Genomic DNA, 26,777 nt, shown 5'->3' with positions numbered 1-26,777 from the left:
CGTGTGGGCCGGCGAGTGAGTCGATCGGCGCGCGGGGGCCGCGTGGAACGAGCGGTCGAGTGCGACGACCCCCGCCTCACGGCTGCGGACGCACGTCGGCCCCGTGCGGTCCGGCGAGTGAGCCGAAGGGCGCGCGGGGGCCGCGTGGAACGAGCGGTCGAGCGCGACGACCCCCGCCTCACGGCTGCGGACGCACGTCGGCCCCGTGCGGTCCGGCGAGTGAGCCGAAGGGCGCGCGGCTGCCGAAAGGGAGAGCGCGCGGAGCCTGTGAGGAACGAGCAGGCGAGCACGGTCGACCGTCGGCAGTCGCTTAAGGCGCCCGGAGGCGAACCGAGCCTCAAAAAGAGGGGGGCGCACGGTCGACCGTCGGCAGTCGCTTAAGGCGCCCTGAGGTGAACCGAGCCCTCAAAAAGGAGTCTGGCGTCAGCCATTAGGAGTAGGGCGGGGCGGTAGGCCGAGCAGTAGCGGCCCTACGGCTCTGAGGCCATTTACGGCACCGAAGGGGGGCCCGTCGGTGGACCGAGTAGTTCCGGCCACGACCGGCGGGCATCACCCTGACAGCTCATACCAGATGGTTATGGAAGGCCGGGTGGCATTCGGGCAACCGCAGCCGATCGCCGCCCGCCGTAGCCTTCTGCGGCCTACTGTTGAGGTGTGCGCCTGCCGTGGCGCGGGCACCGCCGGCTGTGAGAGGGACGGGTATGAAACCGACCGACAGCGCCGCCCCGGCGTCGCGGCTGCGCCGTCTTGCGCCACCCACCGAGCTGACCTTGTCGTCCGTGCTGCCTCCGGCGGCGGTGGTGGCGGCCACGCTCGCGTTCGGGACCGGGATCTTCCGGGTGTTGGAATCGGGGAACGCCCTGTTCCCCGATGGGACCGTCGGCTGGTCCCTGGCCGTCCTCACCGGCATCATCGTCGGTCATCTGGTGGCGCTCGGCCGTGACCGCTGGTGGGGTGGCACCGGCTCGGGGGCCGCGTTAACCCTGGCCGCCCTGTTGTTGTACGGCTGGCTGCCCGCCGCCCTGATCAGCCTGGCGGTCGTGGTGCTGGTCGGCGCGGCGCGCCGGCACCGCTGGCGGCAGGCGCTGTTGCACGGGGCGGTCGACATCCTCGGCATCGGGGCGGCCGCGGTGGCCTTGGCGGTCTTCGGCACCGTCCCTTCGGTGGAGAACCCCTGGCATCCGGACGACTGGCGACTGTACGCGGCCCCCCAGATAGCCCTGGCCGCCTTCGGCTATCTGCTCGTGACCCGCGCCCTGCTGTGGTACGCGATGGCACCGCCGGGTGCGGGGCTGCGCAGCGTGGCCCGCGCGGCGCTGGCCCGGCAGGCCCTGGTGGGTGTCGCGTTACTGGGCATCGCGCCGCTGATCGTGGTGGTGGCGGTGCACCGGCCGCTGATGCTGCCGCTGTTCGCGGTGCCTTTAATCGCTCTGGACTCCACGCTGTGGATCGCCCGGGTCCGGGCCGAGGAGCAGCTGCGTGATCCGCTGACCGGGCTGCCGAACCGTCAGTGGTTGCTGGATCGCACCTGGACCGCGCTGGACGAGGCCGAACAGAACGAGGCCCGCACCGCACTGGTGCTGATCGACCTCGACCGGTTTCGATCCGTCAATGACACACTCGGTCACCTCGCCGGGGACCGGCTGCTGTTGCAGATAGCCGAGCGGCTGCGGCTGGCGCTGCCGCGCGGTGCCGAGGCGGCGCGGCTGGGCGGGGACGAGTTCGCCGTGTTGCTGCCCGTCGCGGACTCGCTCACCAGCGCCCAGCGGGTGGCCCGCCAGCTCATCTCCGCGCTCAGCTCGCCGCTGGACCTGGACGGACTGACCCTGGTCCTGGAGGCCAGCGCCGGTGTCGCCGTCTACCCCGACCACGCGCTGGACGCGGAGGGGCTGCTGCGCCGCGCGGATGTGGCGATGTACCAGGCCAAGCGGGACCGTAGTGGCGCCGAGGTGTACGAGGCGCGGCGCGACGGGAACACCCCGGACCGGCTCGGCCTGCTGGGCGATCTGCGGCGGGCGCTGGACGCCGGCGACGTCGAACTGCACTACCAGCCCAAGGTGGGCTTCGACGGCCATGTGGCGGGGCTGGAGGCGCTGGTGCGCTGGGTCCACCCGGACCGGGGCCGGGTGCCCCCGGACGAGTTCATCGCGATAGCCGAGAGCTCGGGGCTGATGCCCCGGCTCACCGAGTACGTGCTGGAGACCGCCCTCGGCCAGGTCGCCCGCTGGCGGGCCGACGGCCTGGAGGTGCCGGTCGCGGTCAACGTCTCGCCCCGCGACGTCCACACCCCCGGCTTCGCCGGCGCCGTCGCCGGCCGACTGGCCCGGCACGGGGTCCCTCCGGGGGCGCTGCAGCTGGAGATAACCGAGCATGTGCTGCTGGAGGACCCACAGCGCGCGGCCGACACGCTCGCCGGCCTCACCGGGCACGGGGTGAAGATGTCCCTCGACGACTTCGGGACCGGCTACTCCTCCCTGGTCCATCTGCGCCGGCTGCCGGTCAGCGAGCTCAAGATCGACCGCTCCTTCGTGGCCCGGCTCGCCGTCGACACCGAGGACGCCGAGATCGTGCGCTGTACGGTCGACCTCGCGCACTCCCTCGGCCTGCTCGTGGTCGCCGAGGGGGTCGAGGACGACGAGACCTGGGAGCGGCTGCGGGACCTCGGCTGCGACGCGGTCCAGGGGTGGCTGGTCGCGGCCGCGATGCCGCCGGAGGAGACCACGGCTTGGTTGCGGGCCCGGGGTGAGGGGGCACATGTGGTCGCCCCTACGGAGGACGCCGATCAGCCGGTGACGTGACCGGTGACCTGACCGGTGACGTAAGAGTGCGCGGGCCCTCGTCATGTCGGCGGGGTGGTGCACAGCCCGGTACGAGAGCAGTCGGCCCCCGGGGCGTGGCCCCCACGGAACGGGGAAAACGGCCCCCAGCGCAACCCCCGGCGACGGGGAAACGACCCGGGCACAGCCCCCGGACACGAGCGGAAACGGGTCACGGGCGGAGCCCAGGGGCGAGCGGAAAGGGGTCACGGGCGGGGCCCGGGTGGGGTGGTTCGACGGGCAAGCCACGGCGGCAGCCGAAAGCGTTTCGCCCGGATCGGGCCCCGAGCCATAGGATTGGCCGCGAAAACACTCCACACTCACCCTGAGGATCGCTGCATGCCTGGCATCACGCGCGAGGAGGTCGCCCACCTCGCCCGGCTGGCGCGTCTGGAGCTGAAGGGCGAAGAGCTCGATCACTTCGCCGGTCAGCTGGACGACATCATCGGCGCGGTCGCCCGCGTCTCCGATGTCGCCGACCAAGACGTTCCGCCGACCTCCCACCCGCTGCCGCTGACCAATGTCATGCGCCCGGACGAGATCCGTCCGTCGCTGACCCCGCAGGAGGCGCTCTCCGGCGCCCCCGCCCAGGAGCAGCAGCGTTTCAAGGTGCCGCAGATCCTGGGGGAGGAGTGATCATGGCAGATCTGACCAAGCTCACCGCGGCGGAGACCGCCGCGAAGATCGCCTCCGGCGAGGTCACCGCGGTCGAGGTCACCGAGGCCCACCTGGCCCGCATCGAGGCCGTGGACGAGAAGGTGCACGCCTTCCTCCACGTGGACCGCGAGGGCGCCCTGGCCCAGGCGCGGGCGGTGGACGAGAAGCGCGCCCGGGGCGAGAAGCTCGGCCCGCTGGCCGGCGTCCCGCTCGCGCTGAAGGACATCTTCACCACCAAGGGCGTGCCGACCACCGTCGGTTCCAAGATCCTCGAGGGCTGGATCCCGCCGTACGACGCGACCCTGACGCGCAAGCTCAAGGAAGCCGACGTCGTCATCCTCGGCAAGACCAACATGGACGAGTTCGCCATGGGGTCGTCCACCGAGAACAGTGCCTACGGCCCGACCGGCAACCCGTGGGACCTCACCCGGATCCCCGGCGGCTCCGGCGGCGGCTCCTCCGCGGCGCTCGCCTCGTACCAGGCGCCGCTGGCCATCGGCACCGACACCGGCGGCTCGATCCGTCAGCCGGCCGCCGTCACCGGCACGGTCGGCGTCAAGCCGACCTACGGCGGGGTGTCCCGCTACGGCATGGTCGCCTTCTCCTCCTCCCTCGACCAGGGCGGCCCGTGCGCCCGTACGGTCCTGGACGCGGCGCTGCTGCACGAGGTGATCGCCGGCCACGACCCGCTCGACTCGACCTCCATCGACGCCCCGGTGCCGCCGGTGGTCGAGGCGGCCCGGAACGGCAGCGTCGAGGGCATGCGCGTCGGCGTCGTCAAGCAGTTCCGCGGCGAGGGCTACCAGGCCGGCGTGATGCAGCGGTTCGAGGAGTCGGTGGAGCTGCTCAAGGAGCTCGGTGCCGAGATCGTCGAGCTGGACTGCCCCTCCTTCGACCTGGCGCTGGCCGCGTACTACCTGATCGCGCCGTCCGAGTGCTCCTCCAACCTGGCCCGCTTCGACGCCATGCGCTACGGCCTGCGGGTCGGCGACGACGGCACCAAGTCGGCCGAGGAGGTCACCTCCCTCACCCGTGAGGAGGGCTTCGGCGCCGAGGTCAAGCGCCGGATCATGCTGGGCACCTACGCCCTCTCCTCCGGTTACTACGACGCCTACTACGGCTCCGCGCAGAAGGTGCGCACGCTCATCTCGAAGGACTTCGAGAAGTCCTTCGAGCAGGTCGATGTGATCGTCTCGCCGACCACCCCGACCACCGCCTTCCCGATCGGCGAGCGCGCCGACGACCCGATGGCGATGTACCTCGCGGACCTGTGCACCATCCCGACCAACCTGGCGGGCAACGCGGCCATGTCGCTGCCCTGCGGCCTGGCGCCCGAGGACGGGCTCCCGGTCGGCCTGCAGATCATCGCCCCCGCCATGGCCGACGACCGGCTGTACAAGGTCGGTGCCGCGGTCGAGGCCGCGTTCGTCGCCACGTGGGGCCACCCACTGCTTGAGGAGGCACCTTCCCTGTGAGCGACGCACGCGCGGCCGCCCGGCCGCAGACGACGTGGACACCCGCGCCCCTGCGCCGCGCGGGCGGAGAAGCGAACGGAGAGATGCTGTGAGCGCCATGAAGAAGGCCAAGGGCTTCAAGAAGTCCAAGCCCGGCACCTACCTGTCCATCGGCACCACCGCCTTCGGCGCGATCAGCGTCGTCAAGCAGGCGAAGAAGGCCCGCGCCGAGCAGGACAAGCTGCAGCTGGTGGACGCCGTGGTCTCGGCCGCCGCCATCATCACCGGCATCGCGCTCCTCGTCCGCGAGCTCAAGCGCCTGGGCGACGACGACGTCCTCGCGGGCTGAGCGCACTGAAAGGTTAGTTTTCCGTGACCGTCACTGAACTGGTGTCGTACGAGGACGCACTGGCCACCTACGAGCCCGTCATGGGCCTCGAGGTGCATGTCGAACTCGGCACCAAGACCAAGATGTTCTGCGGCTGCTCGACGACGCTCGGCGCCGAGCCCAACGCGCAGACCTGCCCCACCTGCCTCGGCCTGCCCGGCTCGCTCCCGGTCGTCAACGCGACCGGAGTGGAGTCCGCCATCAAGATCGGCCTCGCGCTGAACTGCGAGATCGCCGAGTGGTGCCGCTTCGCCCGGAAGAACTACTTCTATCCGGACATGCCGAAGAACTTCCAGACCTCCCAGTACGACGAGCCGATCGCCTTCAACGGCTACCTGGACGTCCAGCTGGAGGACGGCGAGGTCTTCCGCGTCGAGATCGAGCGCGCCCACATGGAGGAGGACACCGGCAAGTCGACCCACGTCGGCGGTGCCACCGGCCGTATCCACGGCGCGGTCCACTCCCTGCTGGACTACAACCGCGCCGGCATCCCGCTGATCGAGATCGTCACCAAGCCGATCGTCGGCGCGGGCGAGCGTGCGCCCGAGGTCGCCAAGGCGTACGTCGCCGAGCTGCGCGAGCTCATCAAGGCGCTCGGCGTGTCCGAGGCCCGGATGGAGATGGGCCAGATGCGCTGCGACGTCAACCTGTCGCTGCGGCCGCACGGCGCCGAGAAGTTCGGCACCCGCTCCGAGACCAAGAACGTCAACTCGCTGCGCTCGGTGGAGCGCGCGGTGCGCTTCGAGATCCAGCGGCACGCCGCGGTGCTCGGCGACGGCGGCACGATCATCCAGGAGACCCGCCACTTCCACGAGGAGGACGGCTCCACCACCTCCGGCCGGGTCAAGGAGGAGGCGGAGGACTACCGCTACTTCCCGGAGCCGGACCTGGTGCCGGTGGCCCCCTCCCGGGAGTGGGTCGAGGAGCTGCGGGCGGGCCTGCCGGAGCTGCCGCGGGTGCGCCGCAACCGACTCCGCGAGGAGTGGGGCATCTCCCAGCACGAGATGCAGTCCGTCCTCAACGCGGGCGCCATCGAGCTGATCACCGCCACCATCGACGCGGGCGCGGACGCCGCCGCCGCGCGGAAGTGGTGGATGGGCGAGCTGGCCCGCCGCGCCAACGAGGCCGGTGCGGAGCTGTCCTCGCTGGCCATCACCCCGGCCCAGGTGGCCCGGGTGTGCGCGCTGGTCGCCGACGGCTCACTCAACGACAAGCTGGCCCGTCAGGTCATCGAGGGCGTCCTCGCCGGCGAGGGCGAGCCGGACGCCGTCGTCGAGGGCCGCGGTCTGAAGGTCGTCTCCGACGACAGCGCCCTGGGCACGGCCGTGGACGAGGCCATCGCCGCCAACGCCGCCATCGCCGACAAGATCCGCGGTGGCAAGGTGGCCGCCGCCGGCGCCCTGGTCGGCGCCGTCATGAAGGCCACCCGCGGCCAGGCCGACGCGGCCCGGGTGCGCGAGCTCATCCTGGAGAAGCTGGGCGTCGAGGGCTGACCCCGACACCCCGCCGACCGCCGCGACGGCCGTCCCCCTCAGCGGGGGCGGCCGTCGCGGCGTAGTGGGTCCTCGCGCCGGAGCAGCGCCGGGGTCGGCTCCGGGTCCTCGAACCCCGCGTCGTCGAAGGGGTACAGCGGCCGGACGACACGGTGGTGGCCCAGCCGCGGCAGGTCCTGGTCCACCCCGCCCGGGGTGAGGGCGAGCAGCCAGTCGGCCGCCATCGCGTACAGCTCCGGCTCCAGATAGCCGATCTTGACCACGACCAGGTCGTAGCCGCGGGGGTCGAGCTCCCCGAAGTCGGCCAGGGTGTGGAACGGCTTGCGGCGGCTGGTGAGCACCACGGTGACCCCGCCCGCGCGGAGCGCCGCGAGGTCGCCGCCGACCTCGTCCCCGGGGCGCAGCGACACCACCTCGCCGGTCACCTCGAGCGGTTCGGCGTGCGGTCCGGTGCCGGCGCTGAACGAGCCGCCCACCCGCACCGTCACCGTCGCCCCGCGCCCCGCCGTGAAGCAGCGCGCCACCGCCGCCGGGTCGGTCAGGCCGGGGTGCAGGGCGGTGACCTCGCCCGCGGCCAGCGCCGGGTGGGCGAGCAGCCGGCCGAGCAGGTAGGGGAGGTCGCCGGCGCCGCCCGCGGTGGGGTTGTCACCGGAGTCGCTGATGAGGAAGGGCCGGGCGGAGGACTCCACCGCGCGGGCCACACACGCGTCGGCGGTGCCGGTGGGGCCGACGAAGACGAAGTCGCGGCGGGCCCGCCAGTAGTCCCGGGCCAGGGCGCCGGCCTGGGCCAGCGCCAGGTCGGGGTCGTCGGAGGTGACGACCACCGCGGCCCGACAGCGTGGCTCGTCCGCCCAGGCGTAGCCGACCCACAGGGCCGCGTCGACCACGCCGTCCAGCGCCTCCACGGCGGCCAGCCGCCCGAACAGCGACTTCGCCGGCTCCAGCCGGGTGCTGGTCTTCTCGCCGGGCAGCAGTACGGGGATCTGGGCCCAGGCCAGATGGGGGCGGCCACGCCCGCTCCGCAGCCGCGCCACCAGGGTGCGCGCGGCGCGTTCCCGGGTCTCCCAGGCGTCCTCGTGCGGGGCCAGCCGGTGCGCGGTGATCAGGTCGAGCTGTTCGGCGAAGCGCCGGGAGACGTTGCCGTGAAGGTCCATGGCGGCGGAGATCAGGGCCCGCGCGCCGATGGCCTCCCGGACCGCCTCGGTGAGGTCGGCCTCGGCGTCCTCCCGGCCGACGACGCTCATCGCGCCGTGGATGTCGTAGACCAGGCCGTCCAGCGGGCCCGCCGCGCGGAGGCGGTGGACCAGTTCGGCCTTGACGCGCTCGTAGGTGGCCGCCTCCACCGGGCCGCCGGGCAGGGCCACCGCGTGCACCAGCGGGACCCACTCCACGGCGTCGGCGAGCTCGTGGCCCGGTCGGGTCCAGGCGTAGCGGGCCAGCAGCTCGGCGCCGCGGGTGACGCGGAAGTCCGGATAACGGGTGCGGTGCGGGCAGAAGGTGCTGGACTCGATGGCCATGCCGCCGATGGCGACGCGCGGGCGGCGGCCGGTGGGGGAGGACACGGAGGCTCACCTTCCTGGAGGGGCGGGGGCGGCGCGGGCGGCGGGTTCGGCCCCGGACGGCGAGGCCCCGTTCCCGGAGAGCGGGAGACGGCGGGCTCGGTCGTCCGGGGCTCAGCCGCCGGGCGGCGGCGCCAGGTCGGGGGCCGGACGGCCCAGCGGGGCGAGGGCGAGCTCGCGCAGGGCGAGCCGGCCGGCGCCGAGCAGTCCGGCGTCGGCGCCGCCGCGGGCGGCCGTGATGGACAGTTCGCGGGTGGCCATCGGCAGACAGCGTTCATAGAGCGCGCCACGGACGGCGGCGACCAGCGGCTCGGCTCCGGCCAGCGCGCCACCGAGGATCACCGCCTCGGGGTTGAAGAAGTTGACGACGACGGAGAGCACGGCGCCGATGTCCCGCCCCGCCCGGCGGACCAGGGTGGTGGCGTTCGGCTCGCCGTCGGCGACCAGCCGCAGCACATCGGCCGAGCCGTCGGCCTCGATGCCCAGCCCGCGCAGCGCGGTCGCGATGGCGGCGCCGCTGGCGACCGTCTCCAGGCAGCCGATGTTCCCGCAGGAGCAGGGGCGTTCTGCGGCGGCGTCCACCCGCACATGGCTGATGTCGCCGGCGGAGCCCCCGGCGCCGCGGTACAGCCGGCCGTCGCAGACGACCCCGGAGCCGATGCCGCGGCCGGCCTTGACGACGACGAGGTGACGCGGGCCGGAGCGGGCCGCGTGGTGTTCGCCGACGGCCATCATGTTGGCGTCGTTGTCGACCAGCACGGGCAGTCCCAGCCGCTCCGCCAACCGGTCGCGCAGCGGGTACAGATGCCAGCCGGGCATCCGGGAGGGGGCGATGATCCGGCCGCCGTCGGTGTCGACGGGCCCGGGGAAGCCCACGCCCACCGCGCGCACCGCCCGGCCGGCGGCCCGCTGCCGGTCCGCCAGCACGGCGAGCCGGTCGGCCAGCGGTTCCAGGGTCCGGTCCGGCCCCTGGGTCAGGTCGAGGACGTCCTCGGTCACCTCCCGGGCGGTGCCGTCCAGGCCGACCGCGCCGAGCCGCGCATGGTGGCTGCCCAGGTCGGCGGCGAGGGCGACGGCTCCGCCGTCGGGGAGGCGCAGCAGCCGGGGGCGGCGGCCGCCGCGCGAGGCGCCCGCGCCGGACTCGCTGAGCAGCCCGGCGTCGACCAGTTCCTGGACGCGCGCGGAGACGGTGGACGCGGCCAGCCCCAACTCCCGTACCAGGTCGGCGCGGGAGCTGGCGGCCCCGCCGGCGACCAGGTCGAGGATGTGCGCGGCGGAGCCGGGCTGCTCCTCGGCGGCGGTCATGCGTGCCCCCTCCGGACCGTTCTTTCTTCGTCGAGCGAAGCAAGAAAGGGGTCAAGTCCCGTCCAGTACACCGCAGTTACCCAGGAGGGCGCCAGACTCTTGACTTCCTTTCTCTGGCGTCCGTACGTTGCTCGCTGACTTCGGCCTGCCCGCTGCCTCCTGGAGACGAGCGTGGGACTGATCGGCGTACGAAGCACACGTGTCCGCGCCCCGCTGGCGGCGGCGGTGGTCTGTCTGCTGGCGCTGGTCTCGGGCTGCGGCCCGCGGCCCGAGAGGGTCACCGACCTCGGCCCCACCGGGGGGACCCGGGTCGAGGGCGGCACCGTCACCATGGCGCTGCCGCCCGCCGCCACCCCCAACTGGATCTTCCCGATCGGCGCCCCCGGCTATCTGGCCGGCTACAACAGCGCCCTGCAGAACCTGCTCTACCCGCCGCTGTACACGCCCGAGGAGAAGGGCGGGGAGCTCACCATGGACAGCCCCCGCAACCTCGCCCTGCCGCCCCGCTACAGCGACCGCGGCACCACCGTCACCCTCACCCTCAAGCGGGGCTACACCTGGTCCGACGGGCGGCCGGTCACCGCCGGCGACGTGGCCTTCTGGTTCGAACTGATCAAGGCCAACAAGGAGGAGTGGGGCGGTTACGCGCGCGGGCTGCTGCCCGACAACGTCCGGCGCTTCGAGACGCTCGACGACCGCACCGTCCGGCTGCGGCTCGACCGCGCGTACAACCCGGTCTGGTTCACCGCCAACCAGCTGCAGAGCATCACCCCGCTGCCCCGGCACGCCTGGAACCCGGACGGCGAGGACCCCAGGACCGCCTTCGCCCGGCTGCTCCGGCACGCCAAGCAGCTCTCCCGCTTCGCCACCGACCCGCTGTGGCGGACCGTGGACGGCCCCTGGCGGATCGAGCGCTGGAGCACCTCCGGGCGGGTCTCCCTGGTGCCCAACCCGCGGTACACCGGGCCGGACAAGCCCCACCTGGACCGGGTGGTCTTCCGTCCCTTCACCACCGCCGACTCCGAGTTCAACGTGCTGCGGTCCGGCGACATCGACTACGGCTACATCCCGCCCGCCGTGATGGCGGCCTCCAAGACCTTCACCGAGCTGGGCTACCGCATCGACCCCTGGGAGGGCTGGGCGATCACCTACATCGTCCTCAACTTCCACCACCCCACGGCCGGGCCGCTGCTGCGCCAGACCTATCTGCGCCAAGCCCTCCAGCACCTGATCGACCAGCGGGCCATCGCCGAGGTCGTCTGGCACGGCACCGCCGCCCCCACCCGCGGCCCGGTGCCCGGCTCGCTCCTGGACCGCCCCCCGTACCCGTACGACCCGGGCCGGGCGAAGCGGCTGCTGGCCGCGCACGGCTGGCGGGCGGGGGACGGCGGCACGCTGCGCTGCGCGCGGCCGGGCGGCGGTCCCGGCCGGTGCGGCGCGGGCGTCGAGGAGGGGCGGGAGCTGCGGCTGGAGCTGCTGTCCCAGTCCGGCTCGACGGAGACCTCCAACACCATGCAGGAGATCAAGTCCTCCTTCGACCGGGCCGGCGTCCGGCTGGACATCCGGCAGCAGCCGCTCAACACCGTGCTGGGCACCACCGTGCCCTGCCGCCCGGCCGAGCCGGCGTGCCGGGCCTGGCAGCTCGGCTTCTTCGGCACCGCGGGGAGCTGGTACTTCCCGCCCGACCCCAGCGGCGAGCAGCTCTTCGCCACCGGCGCCCCCTCCAACATGGGCAACTGGTCCGAGCCGCGGACCGACGAGCTGATCCGGGCCACCGCGTACTCCACCGACCCGGCCGCGATGCGTGCCTACGCCCGGCACGTCGCCGATCGGCTGCCCGTGCTGTGGACCCCCAACCCCGCCTACCAGGTCTCGGTGATCCGCAACGACCTGCGCGGCGTCGAGCAGAACCCGACCCTGAGCCTCGCCCCGCAGGACTGGTACTACGTCACGAAGGGCGGTGGCGCGTGATCCGCTTCCTGGCCCGGCGCGGCGCCCAGGCCGCCGTCGTGCTGCTGCTGGTCTCCGTGATCGTCTTCCTGCTGCTGCACCAGCTCCCCGGCGGCCCGGCGCGCGCCATCCTCGGCCCCCGGGCCACCCCCGAGGCGGTGGCCCACTTCGACCACCGGCAGGGCTTCGACCGACCGCTGCCGGTCCAGTACGGGATGTATCTGCGACGGCTGCTCACCGGCGACCTCGGCGAGTCGTACAAGCTCAACCAGACGGTGATCGCGCTCCTCGGTGAGCGGCTGCCCAGGACCGCACTGCTGGCCGGCGCGGCCCTGGCGCTGGCCGTGCTGTGCGCGATCCCGTTGGGCGTGCTCCAGGCGGTGCGGCGCGGCACCGCGGCCGACCACCTCCTCACCGGCGCGGCCTTCCTTGCCTACGCCACCCCGGTCTTCTTCCTCGGACTGGTGCTGATCTGGGTCTTCAGCCAGCGGCTGCGCCTCTTCCCGGCGGAGGCGCCGCAGGCGGACACCGTCGCCGGCGTGCTGGCCGAGCCGGCCGGGCTGGTGCTGCCGGTGGTGACCCTGGCGCTCGGCGTCGTCGCCGCGTTCAGCCGCTACACACGCTCGGCGGTGCTGGACCACCTGGGCGAGGAGTACGTGCGCGCGGCGCGCGCCAAGGGGCTGCGCGGGCGCCGGGTGCTCGCCCGGCATGTGCTGCGGAACGCGCTGATCCCGGTGGCCACCCTGGTCGGGCTCTACCTGCCCACCCTCTTCAGCGGCACCCTGGTGGTGGAGTCGATGTTCAACTATCCCGGCATGGGGCTGCTGTTCTGGAACGCCGCGCAGGGCTCCGACTTCCCGGTGCTGCTGGGCGTGACGCTGGTCGTCGGGGTCGCCACCGTCCTCGGCTCGCTGCTCACCGACATCGCGTACGCCGTCCTCGACCCACGGATCAGGAGCGTCTCGTGACCGCGCCCGCGGTGCCGGAGCCGGCCGCCCCGGACCCCGACCGCGCCCCGTCGGGTCCCGACCGCGGCCCGTCGCGCGTCGACCCTCGCCCCGTGGGCGCCCGCCGCCTCCCCGCGGCCGGGTCGCGCGACGCCGCGGGCCTGGTGCGCCGGGCGCTCGCCGCCCTGCTGCGCGACCGGAGCGCGCTGGTCGGCGCCGTGCTGCTGGTCGCGGTGGCCGCCTTCTGCTACCTCGGTCCGCTCGTCCACGACACCGACCAGGTGCACACCGACCTGAGTCGGGCCGGCCTGCCGCCCGGCGACGACGGGCACCCGCTGGGCACCACCGACCTGGGGTACGACATGCTCGGTCGGCTGATGGCCGGCGGCCGCACCTCGCTGGAGGTCGGGCTGGCCGCCGGGCTGCTGGCCACCTGCTTCGGCGCGGTCTACGGCGCGGTCGCGGGCTATGCGGGCGGCTGGCTGGACGCGGTGATGATGCGGATCACCGACGCCGCGCTGGCCATCCCCGCGCTGTTCCTGCTGGTGGTCGTCGCCGCGATCGTCACCCCCGGCAAGGGGGTGCTGATCCTGGTCATCGCCTCGGTCGCCTGGCTCTCCCCGGCCCGGCTGATCCGCGGCGAGGCGCTCGCGCTGCGTGAGCGCGACTATGTGCACGCCATGCGGATGATGGGTGGCGGCGGGCGCCGGGCGGTCTTCCGGCACATCCTGCCCAACGCGATCGGCACCGTCGTCGTCAACGCCACCTTCCAGATCGCCGACGCCATCCTCTACGTCGCGTACCTGGCCTTCCTGGGTCTGTCGGTGCCGCCGCCGGCCGCCGACTGGGGCTCGATGCTCAGCGCCGGCATCACCTACACCCAGATCGGCCACTGGTGGCTGATCTTCCCGCCGGGCATCGCGATCATGCTGGTGGTGGCCGCCCTGAACCTGCTCGGGGACGGGCTGCGGGACGCCTTCGACGTGCGCGGCGCGGGGCTGCGCGCCGGCTGAGGCGGGGCGGCCGGGCGGCCTGCGCTGCGGCTGCGGGGGAGGCGCCGGTCCGGCCCGTGCGACCGCCGTGAGCGGGGTGCCCGGGGGTCGGAAGCGGGCCGTCCGGGGGCCTCCGCACTCTTGTGGTAAAACCCACAAAAGGGACAAATGATCTTCTCCGGCTGTCACAGTGCTGAGGACAGGGCGGGCTCCGCGCCCACCCCGCACGAACGTCCCCTCCTGAAAGCAGTCCATGACCGCTCTCGCCCGGTGGTGCATCACGCACCGCATCGCCGTCATCGTGCTGTGGCTCGTCGCCTTCGTGGGCGCCGCCGCCGCTGTCGCCGTCACCGGCACCGCGTACTCCAACGACTACGACGTGCCCGGCACGGAGTCCTCGAAGGCCGCCGCGCTGCTGAACGAGATCCACCCCGGCGAGGCGGGGGACAGCGACTCGATCGTCTGGCACACCGAGCACGGCACCGTCCGCGCGGCCTCGGTCGAGGAGCGGATGGCCGCGACCCTGGACGAGGTCGGGGAGCTGCCCGGCGTCGCCTCGGTGACCAGCCCGTACGGCGCCGAGGGGGCCGGCCGGATCAGCCCCGACGGGAAGACCGCCTACGCCACCGTCGCCTTCGACGCGCCCACCCAGGACCTGGACAAGGGCGAGGTCGAGCAGGTCGTGAAGACCGCGCGGGCGGCCGCGGACGAGGACGCGGGCCTGTCGGTCGCGCTGGGCGGCGCGGGCGTCGCGCTGACCGAGGCGCCCGAAGCCGGCCACCTCAGCGAGATCATCGGCATCGCCGCCGCCGCCGTGGTGCTCTTCCTGGCCTTCGGCTCGCTGGCCGCCACCTTCCTGCCCATCGCCACCGCCGTCGTCGGCGTCGGCACCGCCTACGCGGGCATCGGGCTGCTGGGCCACGCCATGACCGTCGCCGACTTCGCGCCCATGCTGGGCCTGCTGATCGGTCTCGGCGTCGGCATCGACTACGCGCTGTTCATCGTCACCCGGCACCGGCGCGGGCTGCGCCAGGGCCTGCCGGTCGCCGAGGCCGCGCAGCGCGCCGTGGCCACCTCCGGGCGCGCGGTGGTCTTCGCGGGCGTCACCGTCTGCATCGCGCTGCTGGGCATGCTCGTCCTGCGCCTGGACTTCCTCAACGGCGTCGCCTACGCCGCCTCGCTCACCGTGGTGCTCACCGTCGCCTCCTCGGTGACCCTGCTGCCCGCGCTGCTCGGCGTGATCGGCATGAAGGCGCTGAACCGCCGCGAGCGCCGCGAGCTGACCGAGAACGGTCCCGCCCCGAAGCCGGCGACCGGCTTCGCGGCCCGCTGGTCGGCCTTCGTCGAGCGCCACCCCAAGCTGCTGGGCGCCGTCGCCGCCGTGCTGATGCTGGTGCTGGCGCTGCCCACCCTCTCGCTCCACCTGGGCACCTCCGACCAGGGCAACAACCCCACCACCGCCACCACGCGGCAGGCCTACGACATGCTCGCGGACGGCTTCGGCCCCGGCGTCAACGGCCCGCTGACCCTCGCCAGCCACGTCGACAGCGCCGCCGACAAGCTGGCCTTCACCCAGCTCGCCGACACGCTGCGCGGCACCGAGGGCGTCGCCGCGGTCGGCGGCCCGGAGCTCAGCGGCTCCCACCCGGGCGGCGTGCTGACCGTCATCCCCGAGAGCTCCCCGCAGTCCCAGGCCACCTCCGACCTGGTCGACCGCCTGCGCACGGAGGTGCTGCCGGCCGCCGAGCGGGGCACCTCGCTGGACGTCCAGGTCGGCGGGCTCACCGCCAGCTACGACGACTTCGCGTCCGTGATCATCGGCAAGCTGCCGCTGTTCGTCGGCGTGGTGGTGGCGCTCGGCTGCCTGCTGCTGCTGCTCGCCTTCCGCTCCATCGGCATCCCGCTCAAGGCCGCGGCGATGAACATCTTCGCCGTCGCCTCGTCCTTCGGCGTGGTCGTCGCGATCTTCCAGTGGGGCTGGGGCAGCGGACTGCTGGGCCTGGGCGCCGCGGGCCCCATCGAGCCCTTCCTGCCGGTGATCATGGTGTCGGTGCTCTTCGGCCTCTCCATGGACTACCAGGTCTTCCTGGTCAGCCGGATGTACGAGGAGTGGCTCCAGACCCGCGACAACCGGGTCGCCGTCCGGGTGGGCCTGGCCGAGACCAGCCGGGTCATCAACTCCGCGGCCGTCATCATGATCGCGGTCTTCTCCGCCTTCGTGCTCAGCGGCGACCGGATCATCGCGATGTTCGGCATCGGCCTGGCCGCGGCCGTCGCCCTGGACGCGTTCGTCCTCCGTACGCTCCTGGTCCCGGCCCTGATGCACATGCTCGGCGCCGCCAACTGGTGGCTGCCCCGCTGGCTGGACCGCTGCCTGCCGCGCATCAGCATCGAGCCGCCGGAGGAGGCGGTGCGGCAGCCGGAGCCGCTGACCGTGCCCGCGCCCCGCGCGGAGCTGTCGGACACGGCGGGCGCCCGCAGCTCCTGAGGCCCGCCCCCGGGCTCCTGAGCAGCCCCTAAGCACGCCCCCGAGGGTCCTAAGGACCCTCGGGGGCGTGCGTCTCGGCGTCTAAGGCCCCCGGAGGGGACGAGATCGGGCAGTCTCCCCATGTGGACGACCCCCCTTGGAGACGAAGGTAGAGGCAACGAAAAGCCTTCGTCTTCCAGGAGAGAACGATGCTGCACTACGAACTGCACCAGGCCCGCCAGACCGAGCTGCTCCGCGAGGCCGCCCGGCAGCGGCTCGTCCGCGAGGCCGCCCGCGGCCGCCGCGGTGCCCGCCGGGATCCCGAGGGCCGGGTGAGCCGACAGCGGGACCGCGCCGCCGCGCACGCCTACGACACCGCCGCCTGAGCGGGCGCGGGCCCTCCCGTGACGCTCCGTCGATCATGCTCTCCGAGAAACCACCTGCCGGGATGTCGGACGCCTGTGCGATCCTCGACGGCGTGCAGAACGTCACCGTCAGCCCGGTGTTCGTCGGCCGCGGCGACGAACTGACCGCGCTCAACGCCGCCCTGGCCCGCGCCGCAGCGGGGGAGACCCAGGCCCTGCTCGTCGGGGGCGAGGCCGGGGTGGGCAAGTCCCGGCTGACCGAGGAGTTCCTGGCCCACGCGGCCGCCGCCGGCGCGGTCACCGCGGTGGGCGGCTGCGTCGAGATCGGCGCCGACGGGCTGCCGTTCGCCCCCTTCGCCGCCGTGCTGCGCGCGCTCCGGCGGCAGCTGGGCGACGAGCTGGCGCGGGCCGTCGCCGGCCAGGAGGGCGAACTGGCCCGACTCCTCCCCGAGCTGGGCGAGACCACCCGCGAGTCCCCCGACGAGCGGGGCCGGGCCCGGCTGTTCGAGCTCACCACCCGGCTGCTGGAGCGGCTCGCCGCCGACCGCACCCTGGTCGTCGTCATCGAGGACCTGCACTGGGCCGACCGCTCCACCCGTGAACTGCTCGGCTACCTGGTCCGCGCGCTGCCCGCCGCCCGGCTGCTGGTCGTCGCCACCTTCCGCTCCGACGACCTCCACCGCCGCCACCCGCTGCGCCCCTTCCTCGCCGAGCTCGACCGGACCCGCACGGTGCGCCGGCTCGACCTGCCCCGTTTCACCCGCGGCGAGGTGCGCGCCCAGATCGCCGGGATCACCGGCGCCGAGCCGGAACAGACCTTGGTGGACAAGGTCTTCCAACGCAGCGAGGGCAACGCCTTCTTCGTCGAGGAGCTCACCTGCCTCGGCGAGTCGTGCGGAAGCGGCATCAGCGACTCCCTGCGCGACCTGCTGCTGGTGCGGGTGGAGGCGCTCGCCGAGGAGACCCAGCGGGTGGTGCGGATCCTCGCCAAGGGCGGCTCCGCCGTCGAGCACGAGCTGCTCGCGGCCGTCGCCGGACTCGGCGAGGACGAGCTCATCGAGGCCCTGCGCACCGCCGTCGGCGCCAGCATCCTGCGCCCCACGGCCGAGGACAACCGCTACCGCTTCCGGCACGCGCTGGTCCGCGAGGCCGTCCTGGACGACATGCTCCCCGGCGAGATGATCCGCCTCGCCCGGCGCTACGCGGAGGCGGTGGAGGCCGACCCCTCGCTGGTGCGGGCCGAGGAGCGCGCCGCCCGGCTCGCCGGCTACTGGTACCACGCCCACGACGCCGCGAAGGCCCTGCCCGCGGTGCTCAACGCCGCCGTCGAGGCGCGGCGGCGGTACGCCCACGCCGAACAGCTGCGGCTGCTGGAGCGGGCCCTGGAGCTGTGGGAGGACGCGCCCAAGGAGGTGCGGGAGGTCCAGCGCCCCTTCGACCGGGCCGGCGTGTACCCGGCCTGCGGCTGCGACGACGAGGCGCTGCGCCACCTCGACCTGCTCGCCGAGGTGGTCGCGGCCGCGTACCTGTCCGGCCGGCGGGAGCGGGCGCTCGCCGTCAGCAAGCAGGCGCTGAAGATGCTGGACCACGGCGAGGACCCGCTGCGCGCCGCCTGGTTCTGGACCCAGCGCTCCAAGCTGGCGGAGGGGCTGGCGCGCGGCGACGGCTGGGCGGAGCTGAGCCGCGCCCAGGAGCTGGTGCGCGGACTGCCGCCGTCCGCCGTGCACGCCGACGTCCTCTGCTACGCGGCGATCTGGGGCGCCATCCACCGGCCGGGGGCCGACGGCACGGCCGCCGCCGAGCGGGCGGTCGAGCTCGCCCGCCTCGTGGGCGCCGAGACCATCGAGCTGAACGCCCGGCTGACGCTGGGCTGGCTGAGGATCGACGCGGACGTGGAGGGCGGGCTCGCCGACCTGAGGGAGGTGTGCCGGCGCGCCGTGGAGCTGGGCGACATCACCCTGCTGGGGCGCTGCTTCACCAACCTCACCTCCGTGCTGGAGGCGGTCGGCCGGTCCGCCGAGTCCGTCGAGGCGGCCGAGGAGGGGGCCGCCATCCTCCGCCGCTGCGGCCTGACGGAGGCCAAGGCGTGGGTGCGCGGCAACCAGTCCGAGTCGCTGCTGCACCTGGGCCGCTGGACCGCGGCGGAGGAGACCGCCGTCAAGACCCGGCGGCTCGCGGGCAGCACCAAGACCCGGGGCACCGCCGCCACCCGGCTGGCCGACCTCGCGCTGGCCCGCGGCGCCTGGGAGACCGCCGAGCGCGAACTGGCCGCCGCCCACGAGCACTACGGCACCCACGACCCCCAGCCGCAGTTCGTCATCCCCCTGCACCGCCTGGCGCTCGGCCTCGCCGCCGCCCGCGGCCGCCTCCTCGACGCCCGCGCCGTCCTCGACACCGCGCTCGCCGAGGGATTTCCTCCCGGCACCCAGCGCTACGCCTGGCCGCTGCTGCTCGCCGCCGCCACCGCCGAGGCCGACGCCCGGGGGCTGCCGGCCGCCGAGGAGGGCCGGGCCGAGGTGCTGCGCCGGATACGGGCGGCCGCGCGGGACCTGCCGCGGGCGGTGCCCGTGTGGGAGGCGTACGCCCTGCTGCTGGAGGCCGAACTGCTGCGCGCCGAGGGCCGCGACGAGGCCGCGGCCTGGGAGCGGGCGGCGGCGGCCTTCCACCCGCTGGACCGCCCGTACCAGCTCGCCCAGGCTCGGCACCGCTGGGCCGAGGCGCTGCTGGCCGAGGCCGGCGCGGCGCCCGGCGAGGTACGGGACCGGGCCGCCGGGCTGCTCGCCCGGGCTCGGGAGACCGCCGAGCGGCTGGGCGCCCGCCCGCTGCGCGAGGAGACCGAGCTGCTCGCCCGCCGCGCCCGGCTCTCCCTCGACGCCCCGTGCCCCGCCCCCGCGCCGGGCCGCCCCGCCGAGGCCCCGGCCGCCGACCCCGCCGAGGCGCTCGGGCTGACCCCGCGCGAGCGGGACGTGCTGCGCCTGGTGGCGGTGGGCCGTACCAACCGGCAGATCGCCGAGGAGCTGTTCATCTCGCCGAAGACCGCGAGCGTGCATGTCTCCAACATCCTGGCCAAGTTGGAGGTCTCCGGCCGTGGTGAGGCGGGGGCGCTGGCCCACCGGCTGCGCCTGGTCGACGGCCTGGCCGCGGGCTGAGCCGAAGCGTTCAGTCGGCCGCCCGGCGGGGGCGGATCACCACGTGCCCGGAGTCCAGGTCGACGGGGCCCCGGCCGGGGTCGGCGGAGCCGGTCTCGTCCAGGGTGATCTCGTTGCGTCTGCGCTCTTCCTCGGTGTGCCGGCGTCCGGGTGAGAACAGCTGCTCGATGAGGTTGAACATGTGGCCCCCCGTCTCCGCGTGCGCCTGCCCGCCAGTGTAGGCAGACGCGCGACGGGGCGGTCGGTCCGCGCGGGTCAGCCGACCTTCACCCGCAGGATCCGGTCATCCTGCCCACCCGGGTCGCCCCGTCCGTCGGTGTTGCTGGTCACCAGCCACAGCCCGCCGTCGTCGGTGGCGACCACCGTACGCAGCCGGCCGTAGGTCCCCTCGAAGAACGCCTGCGGTTTCGTCACCGGCTCGGCGCCGCGCAGGGGGATCCGCCACAGCCGCTCGCCGCGCAGCCCGGCCATCCAGAGGGAGCCCTCGGCGAAGGCGAGGCCGCTGGGGGAGGCGTCCGCGACCCGCCACTGCTCCACCGGGTTCACCAGCCCCTGCGCGGCGGCGTCGGGCACCGTGCCCTCGGCGCGCGGCCAGCCGTAGTTCCTGCCCGGCTCGATCAGGTTCAGTTCGTCCCAGGTCTGCTGCCCGAACTCGCTGGCCCACAGCCGCTTGTCCGCGTCCCAGGCCAGGCCCTGCACGTTGCGGTGGCCGTACGAGTACACCACCGAGTCGCCGTCCGGGTTGCCGTGCACCGGCTGGCCGTCCGGCGTCATCCGCAGGATCTTGCCGCCCAGCGACTCCTTGTCCTGCGCCAGACTGCGGTCGCCGCCCTCGCCCGTGCCCGCGTAGAGCATCTTGTCCGGACCGAAGGCGATCCGGCCGCCGTTGTGGATCGCCCCCTTGGGAATGCCCTTGAAGACCGTGTCGGGGGCGCCCAACTGGTCGCCCTCGGGGCGCTGTGGGTCGTAGAGCAGCCGGGCGATGCGGTTGTCGGAGGCGGTGGTGAAGTAGGCGTAGATCAGATGGTCGGCGCCGAAGTCGGGGGAGAGCGCCAGCCCCAGCAGCCCGCCCTCGCCCCCGGGTGCGACCCCGCGCACCGTGCCCAGCTCGGTCTTCTTCCCGTCCTCGCGGCCGATCCGGTAGATCTTCCCGGTGTCGCGGGAGGAGACCAGCAGGTCGCCGTCGGGCAGCGGCGCCAGCCCCCAGGGGCTCTCGACGCCGGTGGCGACCGTCTCCACCACCTTCGCCGAGCCCCGCGCGGGCGCGCCCGCGGGAGTGGGCGAGGCCCCGCCGGGCGAGGGCGACCCGCTCGCGGAGGCCGTGGGCCCCGACGTACGCGCGCTCGGCCGCCCGGGCCCCCCGCCCTCATCGTCGGAGGAGCACCCCACCGCCAGCACCAACGCACCAGCGGCGAGCACTGCGGTCACACCAGCACGTCGCACCTTCGGCTTCCTCTCCGCGATCGACTCCGGCCAGACTAGCCGCGATGGCGGCCTCAGGCGGCGGACCCCGGCAGACAGGACGAGCCGCGCGCTCCCCGGGGCGTGCCGTGATGCGCCGTCGATCGTCCGCGGGTCCGTCGCGGTCGGGCGCGCGGTTCCCCGCGCCCCGTCAAGAGGCCGAAGAGCGGCCGACGTCGAGAGCGCCGCTCAGTCCCAGGACCCCAGCGCCGCGGGAAGTCCCGCTATCTCGGCCAAGTCATCCTCAGTCAAACGGAGTTCGGCGGCACCGGAGTTCTCCACCACCCACGCGGCCCGCTTCGCCCCCGGCACCGGGATCACATGCGGGCTCTGCGCCAGCAGCCACGCCAGAGCGACCTGAGCCGCCGTCACCTCGGGGCCGTGGCGGCGAGCCACCCGCCGCAGCCCGGCGACGATGGGCTGGTTGGCGGCCATCATCTCGGCGGTGAAGCGCGGATGACGGGCGCGCACGTCGTCGGGTTCGAAGCCCTGGCCGGGGGTGAGGGTGCCGCTGAGGAAGCCGTTGCCCAGCGGCATGGCGGCCAGCACGCCGACCCCGCGCGCCGCGCACCAGGGGACCAGGGAGTCCAACGCCTCGGGGGACCAGACCGACAACTCGGCCTGGACACAGCTGACCGGGAAGACCTGCTGCACCCGGTCCAGTTGACGGATCGTGGTGTCGTGCATCCCGGCGCCCGGCCGCCGCTGCGCCGCGCGGGCGCCGACCGCGCACAGCCCCAGCGCCCGGACCTTCCCGGCGGCGACCAACTCGGCCATGGCGCCCCAGGTCTCCTCTATCGGCACCTCGGGGTCGGGGCGGTGCAGTTGGTAGAGGTCGATGACGTCGGTCTGCAACCGCCGCAGCGAGGCGTCGCAGGCCCGCTTGACGTAGCCGGGGCGGCCGTTGGCGACGACATGGCTGTCACCGACCAACAGGCCGACCTTGGTGGACACGAAGGCGCCGGCCCGCCGTTGCCGCAGCACCCGGCCGACCAGCAGCTCATTGGTGAACGGCCCGTACATGTCCGCGGTGTCGAGCAGGCTGACCCCGCTGTCCAGCGCGGCGTGCAGGGCCCGCAGCGACTCCTCGCCGCTGCGCCGCGAGGCGGTGTAGGCCCAGCTCATGGGCATACAGCCGAGGCCGATCGCACCCACTCGCAGCGTCGCCGCACCGATAGTCCTGCGCTCCACCTGGCCGCACCCTCCCCGTATGCTCCTGTCCCGCGCACCCAAACTAACGTCTGTGTCTCGCACGGCTTCGCATAGCCTCCTGGCATGAGTGCAGAACACAGCGATACCGCCCCGTCCCAGCGGCCCCTGGTGTGGCTGCCGATCCCGCCCGAGGAGATCGACGGGCTGCCGTCGGAGCTGGAGTACGCGCACTGGGACGGTGGGCCCGACTACCCCACCGACCCGGCCCGCTGCGCGTTCTACTGCGTGCCGTACATGAAGTCCGACGAGGTCTACGTCCGTCCGCTGCGCGCCATGACCGGGCTGCGCGTGATCCAGACGCTCACCGCCGGCACGGACCACGTGGAGCACGCGCTGAGCTGGCTGCCGCCGGGCGTGGTGCTGTGCAACGCGCGCGGGGTGCACGACGCGAGCACCGCCGAGCTCGCCCTGACCCTGATCCTGGCGGCGCTGCGCGACATCCCCGGCTTCACCCGGGCCCAGGACGCGGGGGAGTGGCGCCCCGGCTTCCGTCCGGCGCTCGCCGACAAGACGGTGCTGATCGTGGGCTACGGCGCGATCGGCGCCGCCATCGAGGACCGGCTCGCGCCCTTCGAGTGCGAGCGGGTGGTGCGCGTCGCGCGCACCGCGCGTGCCTCCGAACGCGGCCCGGTGCACCCGATCGACGACCTGCCGCGGCTACTGCCGGACGCCGACGTCGTGGTGCTGGCCACGCCGCTGACGGAGGCCACCCGCGGGCTGGCGGGCGCCGCGTTCCTGGGTCGGATGAAGGACGGGGCGCTGCTGGTCAACATCGCGCGCGGCCCCGTGGTGGACACCAAGGCGCTGCTGGCCGAGCTGGAGTCGGGGCGGCTGCGCGCCGCGCTGGACGTGACCGACCCGGAGCCGCTGCCGACCGGGCACCCGCTGTGGCAGGCTCCGGGTGTCCTGATCACCCCGCACGTGGGCGGCCCCTCCTCGGCCTTCCGGCCGCGCGCCGAGCGGCTGTTGCGTGATCAGCTGCGGCGGTTCGCGGCCGGCGAGCCCCTGCGCCATGTGGTGGCGTCAACCGGCTGATCTCGGCCGTCACCGTCCCCATCACGGCCAAAACCCCGGTTGACATGCCGCTGGCACCACGCAGAGGCACCGTCTATGTGCGGTGCGTATCCAATCCGCCCTAGTCCATTACGCTGGGTAGATGGCCTATGTCCCTGAGTGACCGATCTGGTGTATCGTCCCGAGCGGGGGTCGCGCCAGGGATCGAGCGGCGCGGCGAAGGACCAGAACGATGGGTGGTCCCCGCGCGGCGGGGGTGATCCCGTAAGGGGGGCGACGGGTGATGTTCGGCCATGGGATCAACGACCCGACGCGACTGGGGCGTCGGTTGCGGGCAGCCCGCAACCTCGCCCGACCGCCGCTGCGCCGGCCTTCGGCGCCGCTGGTGATCCACTTGTGCGACACGGGGCCCGCGGGGCGTTGGGCGGGCGTCCAATGAGCGCCACCGGGGCGGTGATCGGCCGCCCGCAGGCCCCGTCCGGCGGTGCGGGGACGGTGCAGCAGCTGCTCCTCGCCGCCGTCTGCGGGGGTTACGCCACGGGCGCCATGCTCGGCTGGGGATCCCCCGAAGTCGCCCTGATCATGGGCGACTTCGGGCTCAGCGTGGCCGCCTTCGTGGCCGCGGCGTCCTGCTTCTGGTACGGCTGGACCTGCTCCGGCCGGATCCGGCCGGCCTGGTTCCTGTTCGCCGTCTCCTCGGCCATGGCCGGCGTCGGCAACGCCGTCTGGGGCTGGTACGAGGTGGTGCTGGGGCGCACCGTGCCCGGCCTGTCCCTCGCCGACTTCTGCTTCCTGCTCTTCGCGCCGCCCGCCATCGTCGGGCTGCTGGTGCTCGCCAAACGTCCGGTCACCCGCGCCGGCTGGGTCTGCCTGGGACTGGACGCCTGGCTGATCGCCGGCTCGCTGCTGACCCTCTCCTGGAGCCTGGCGCTGGCGCACACCGCGCAGTTCCGGGGCGCCGGGGAGAGCGTGGCGCGCACCGCGCTGTCGCTGGCCTATCCGCTGCTGGACATCGTGCTCGTCTCCATGGTGCTGGCGCTGCACTTCAAGCGCTCGGCCGCCAACCGGTCCGCGGTCAACACGGCCATCGGGGCGTTCGCCCTGACCGTGCTGTGCGACGCGCTGTTCACCCTGCCCGGGCTGCGTGAGCACTACCGCTCCGGGCAGTTCCTGGACGCCGGCTGGTTCGCCGGCTCGGTGCTGCTGGCGTACGCGCCCTGGGCCGCCCGCTCCGCCGGGCTCGCCGCGGCCGCCGGCGCCGCCGAGCGCCCGCCCGCGCCGCCGCGCCGCGCCGCCCAGCCCAGCCGGCCGCTCGGCGGCTCGCTCGCCGCCCTGGCCCCGTACCTGGCCGCCGCCGTGTGCACCCTGGGCGTGCTCTACAACGTCATGCACGGCCGCGAGATCGACCGGGTGGTGCTCTTCACCGCCTGCGCGGTGGTGCTGGCGCTGGTGGTGCGGCAGGCCATCATGCTGCTGGACAACCTCAGCCTCACCCAGGAGCTGGCGCAGAAGGAGAACCACTTCCGGTCCCTGGTGCAGAGCTCCAGCGACGTCATCATGATCGCCGCGCCGACCGGCATCCTGCGCTACGTCAGCCCCGCGGCCTCCGGGGTCTACGGGCGGGACGCGGACGAGCTCGTCGGCTCCGAGCTGGCCTCGCTCATCCACCCCGAGGACCTCGGCGCGGTGGTGCACGAGGTCCGTCGGTTCCTGGCCGCGCCGTCCGCCGACGAGCCCACCACCCGGATCGAGTGCCGCTTCCGCTCCGGCGGCGGCGACTGGCTCAACGTGGAGTCGACCGTCAACCGGCACCACGGCGGACTGATCTTCAACAGCCGGGACGTCACCGAGCGGGTCCGGCTCCAGGCCCAGCTCCAGCACAACGCCGAGCACGACCCGCTCACCGACCTGCCCAACCGGGCGCTGTTCACCAAGCGGGTGCGGCAGGCGCTGGCCGGCCGCCGGCGCACCGACGCCGGCACCGCCGTGCTCTTCATCGACCTCGACGGCTTCAAGGCGGTCAACGACACGGTCGGCCACCAGGCCGGCGACGAGCTGCTGGTGCAGGCCGCCCGGCGGCTCCAGGAGTCGGTGCGCTCCGGCTCCGGGGACTGCGCCGCCCGGCTGGGCGGGGACGAGTTCGCCGCCCTGATCGTGGGCGACGGCGGGCCCGACCACGCCGCCCGCGAGTGCCATGTGCTGGAGATCGCCGACCGGCTCCGGGTCGCGCTCTCCCAGCCCTACCGGGTGGAGGGCGGCACCGAGGTCCGGGTCGCCGCCAGCATCGGCGTGGCCTTCGCCGAGCCCGGCATCAGCCCCGGCGCCCTGATGCGCAACGCCGACCTGGCCATGTACCGCGCCAAGTCCGCGGGCAAGAACCGGGTCGAGCTGTACGCCCCGCAGATGCAGGCCGAGGTGGTGCGGCGGGCCGAGGTCGCCTCCCGGCTGCGCGCCGCGCTGCACGAGGGCGAGTTCGTGCTGCTGCACCAGCCGGTGGTCGAGCTGGCCACCGGGCGGATCAGCGCGGTCGCCGCCCAGGCCCGCTGGCGCTCCGCGCAGGGCATCCTCTTCACCCCGGCCGAGTTCCTGCGGGTGGCCGACAACGGCCGCGGCGGCAGTGGCGAGGAGGCGGCCCGGCTGGCCGAGCTGAGCCGCTGGATGCTGGAGGAGGCCGTCGAGCAGGCCGCCCGGCGCCGGCAGGCCGGACACCTCGCGCCCGTCGCGGTGCGACTGCCGGCCACCCGGCTGGTCGACAAGGCGATGCCGCCCAAGAGCGTGGAGGCCCTGCTGACGCGGCACGGGCTGCCCTCCGGCGCGCTCGTCCTGGAGCTGACCGACAGCGATCCCCGGGTGCCGCTGGACGAGCTGGAGCTGCGGCTGGGCGCGCTGCGCCGGCTGGGCGTGCGGATCGCGCTGGACGGCTTCGGCAGCGGCTATGCCGCGATCAGGTCGCTGCGCCGACTGCCCATCGACATCCTCAAGCTGGACCGGGGTCTGGTCGAGGGCGTCGTGGAGTCCTCCCGGCTACACAAGATCACCTCGGGGCTGTTGCAGATCTCGGGGGATCTCGGGATGCAGTCGGTGGCGGAGGGCGTCGACCTGCCGGAACAGATCGTGGCGCTGCGGGCCATGGGCTGTACGCACGCCCAGGGCATGGCGTTCTCCGGGCCGCTGGACGAGCACCGGCTGCGCCGCGCCCTGACCCGCGGCACCTACCCGGTGCCGCGCGCGGACCACGCCCCGGTGCTGGTCGGCGGGGCGCTCCCGATGCGCCACGGGGTGGGGCACGGTGGCGCGCACGCGGGGGCGCACGCCGGTGCGCACGCGGCCGTGGCACACGGCGGTGGTGCGGTGCACGGCGGGGCGCCGCATGGAAGCCGCAGGCCAGAGCCGCATCCCCATCCGCCATTGCGCTCAAATAATGAGACGCCCGTCCCACCCACTTGACACCCCGTGGGTGTCGGGGAGAGGGTCGGAGCCATGCGCACCCGAATTCTCGTACTTGGACAGCGCGTCGGCTGAGCAGGGCGGCCCTCCGGGCCTCCACA

At 73.9% G+C, this 26,777-nt stretch carries 18 protein-coding genes; 13 read left to right on the top strand and 5 right to left on the bottom strand.

What is annotated here, in order from left to right:
* Positions 1–701 precede the first annotated feature (701 nt).
* The 5 genes from LRS74_RS09580 (at position 702) to gatB (ending at position 6,808) form a co-directional block, all read left to right on the top strand.
* Positions 702–2,798, top strand: coding sequence for a bifunctional diguanylate cyclase/phosphodiesterase (locus LRS74_RS09580; protein WP_277740607.1), 2,097 nt, complete (start codon positions 702–704; stop codon positions 2,796–2,798).
* Between the two features lie 357 nt (positions 2,799–3,155).
* Positions 3,156–3,452: an Asp-tRNA(Asn)/Glu-tRNA(Gln) amidotransferase subunit GatC gene (gene gatC / locus LRS74_RS09575; protein ID WP_144381643.1), complete on the top strand. Its 297-nt coding sequence runs from the start codon at positions 3,156–3,158 to the stop codon at positions 3,450–3,452.
* 2 nt (positions 3,453–3,454) lie between these two features.
* Complete coding sequence (gatA, locus tag LRS74_RS09570; RefSeq protein WP_277740606.1) at positions 3,455–4,948, top strand: Asp-tRNA(Asn)/Glu-tRNA(Gln) amidotransferase subunit GatA; 1,494 nt, start codon at positions 3,455–3,457, stop codon at positions 4,946–4,948.
* A gap of 97 nt (positions 4,949–5,045) precedes the next feature.
* Positions 5,046–5,276, top strand: a complete 231-nt coding sequence (locus tag LRS74_RS09565) for a hypothetical protein (protein ID WP_144381920.1) — start codon at positions 5,046–5,048, stop codon at positions 5,274–5,276.
* 23 nt (positions 5,277–5,299) lie between these two features.
* Positions 5,300–6,808 (top strand): Asp-tRNA(Asn)/Glu-tRNA(Gln) amidotransferase subunit GatB, encoded by a 1,509-nt coding sequence (gene gatB / locus LRS74_RS09560; protein WP_277740605.1) that lies wholly within the window; start codon positions 5,300–5,302, stop codon positions 6,806–6,808.
* Between the two features lie 38 nt (positions 6,809–6,846).
* On the opposite strand, the gene LRS74_RS09555 is transcribed toward gatB, so the two are convergent.
* Both LRS74_RS09555 and LRS74_RS09550 read right to left on the bottom strand, forming a co-directional pair.
* Positions 6,847–8,325: a M81 family metallopeptidase gene (locus tag LRS74_RS09555; RefSeq protein WP_277744674.1), complete on the bottom strand. Its 1,479-nt coding sequence runs from the start codon at positions 8,323–8,325 to the stop codon at positions 6,847–6,849.
* A 156-nt stretch (positions 8,326–8,481) separates the two neighbouring features.
* Positions 8,482–9,672: an ROK family transcriptional regulator gene (locus tag LRS74_RS09550; RefSeq protein ID WP_277740604.1), complete on the bottom strand. Its 1,191-nt coding sequence runs from the start codon at positions 9,670–9,672 to the stop codon at positions 8,482–8,484.
* Between the two features lie 171 nt (positions 9,673–9,843).
* Between LRS74_RS09550 and LRS74_RS09545 the strand changes: the two genes are divergently transcribed.
* The 6 genes from LRS74_RS09545 (at position 9,844) to LRS74_RS09520 (ending at position 19,542) form a co-directional block, all read left to right on the top strand.
* Positions 9,844–11,643 carry a peptide ABC transporter substrate-binding protein gene (locus tag LRS74_RS09545; protein WP_277740603.1) on the top strand — a complete coding sequence of 600 codons (1,800 nt, stop codon included), beginning with the start codon at positions 9,844–9,846 and terminating at the stop codon, positions 11,641–11,643.
* Positions 11,640–12,590 carry an ABC transporter permease gene (locus LRS74_RS09540; RefSeq protein ID WP_277740602.1) on the top strand — a complete coding sequence of 317 codons (951 nt, stop codon included), beginning with the start codon at positions 11,640–11,642 and terminating at the stop codon, positions 12,588–12,590. Before LRS74_RS09545 ends, LRS74_RS09540 begins: the two co-directional genes overlap by 4 nt.
* A 140-nt stretch (positions 12,591–12,730) precedes the next feature.
* Positions 12,731–13,582: an ABC transporter permease gene (locus LRS74_RS09535; protein ID WP_277744673.1), complete on the top strand. Its 852-nt coding sequence runs from the start codon at positions 12,731–12,733 to the stop codon at positions 13,580–13,582.
* 232 nt (positions 13,583–13,814) lie between these two features.
* Entirely contained in the window at positions 13,815–16,049 is a 2,235-nt protein-coding gene (locus LRS74_RS09530) for an MMPL family transporter (protein WP_277740601.1), read from the top strand.
* A gap of 188 nt (positions 16,050–16,237) precedes the next feature.
* Positions 16,238–16,414: a hypothetical protein gene (locus LRS74_RS09525; RefSeq protein ID WP_277740600.1), complete on the top strand. Its 177-nt coding sequence runs from the start codon at positions 16,238–16,240 to the stop codon at positions 16,412–16,414.
* Positions 16,415–16,449: 35 nt separating this feature from the next.
* On the top strand, positions 16,450–19,542 hold the full coding sequence (locus tag LRS74_RS09520; RefSeq protein WP_277740599.1) for a helix-turn-helix transcriptional regulator: 3,093 nt from the start codon (positions 16,450–16,452) through the stop codon (positions 19,540–19,542).
* A gap of 10 nt (positions 19,543–19,552) precedes the next feature.
* Here LRS74_RS09520 and LRS74_RS09515 read toward each other — a convergent pair whose 3' ends face one another.
* The 3 genes from LRS74_RS09515 to LRS74_RS09505 form a co-directional block, all read right to left on the bottom strand.
* Entirely contained in the window at positions 19,553–19,723 is a 171-nt protein-coding gene (locus tag LRS74_RS09515) for a DUF6191 domain-containing protein (RefSeq protein WP_277740598.1), read from the bottom strand.
* 74 nt (positions 19,724–19,797) lie between these two features.
* Positions 19,798–20,970 (bottom strand): PQQ-dependent sugar dehydrogenase, encoded by a 1,173-nt coding sequence (locus LRS74_RS09510; RefSeq protein WP_277740597.1) that lies wholly within the window; start codon positions 20,968–20,970, stop codon positions 19,798–19,800.
* A gap of 222 nt (positions 20,971–21,192) precedes the next feature.
* On the bottom strand, positions 21,193–22,194 hold the full coding sequence (locus LRS74_RS09505; RefSeq protein ID WP_277740596.1) for an aldo/keto reductase: 1,002 nt from the start codon (positions 22,192–22,194) through the stop codon (positions 21,193–21,195).
* A gap of 84 nt (positions 22,195–22,278) precedes the next feature.
* On the opposite strand from LRS74_RS09505, the gene LRS74_RS09500 reads away from it, so the two are divergent.
* Entirely contained in the window at positions 22,279–23,250 is a 972-nt protein-coding gene (locus LRS74_RS09500) for a 2-hydroxyacid dehydrogenase (protein WP_277740595.1), read from the top strand.
* Between the two features lie 414 nt (positions 23,251–23,664).
* Entirely contained in the window at positions 23,665–26,676 is a 3,012-nt protein-coding gene (locus LRS74_RS09495) for an EAL domain-containing protein (protein WP_277740593.1), read from the top strand.
* The last annotated feature ends 101 nt before the right edge of the window (positions 26,677–26,777 follow it).

Source organism: Streptomyces sp. LX-29 (assembly GCF_029541745.1).
GTDB lineage: Bacteria > Actinomycetota > Actinomycetes > Streptomycetales > Streptomycetaceae > Streptomyces.
This window is presented reverse-complemented; position numbering and strand designations above follow the sequence as displayed.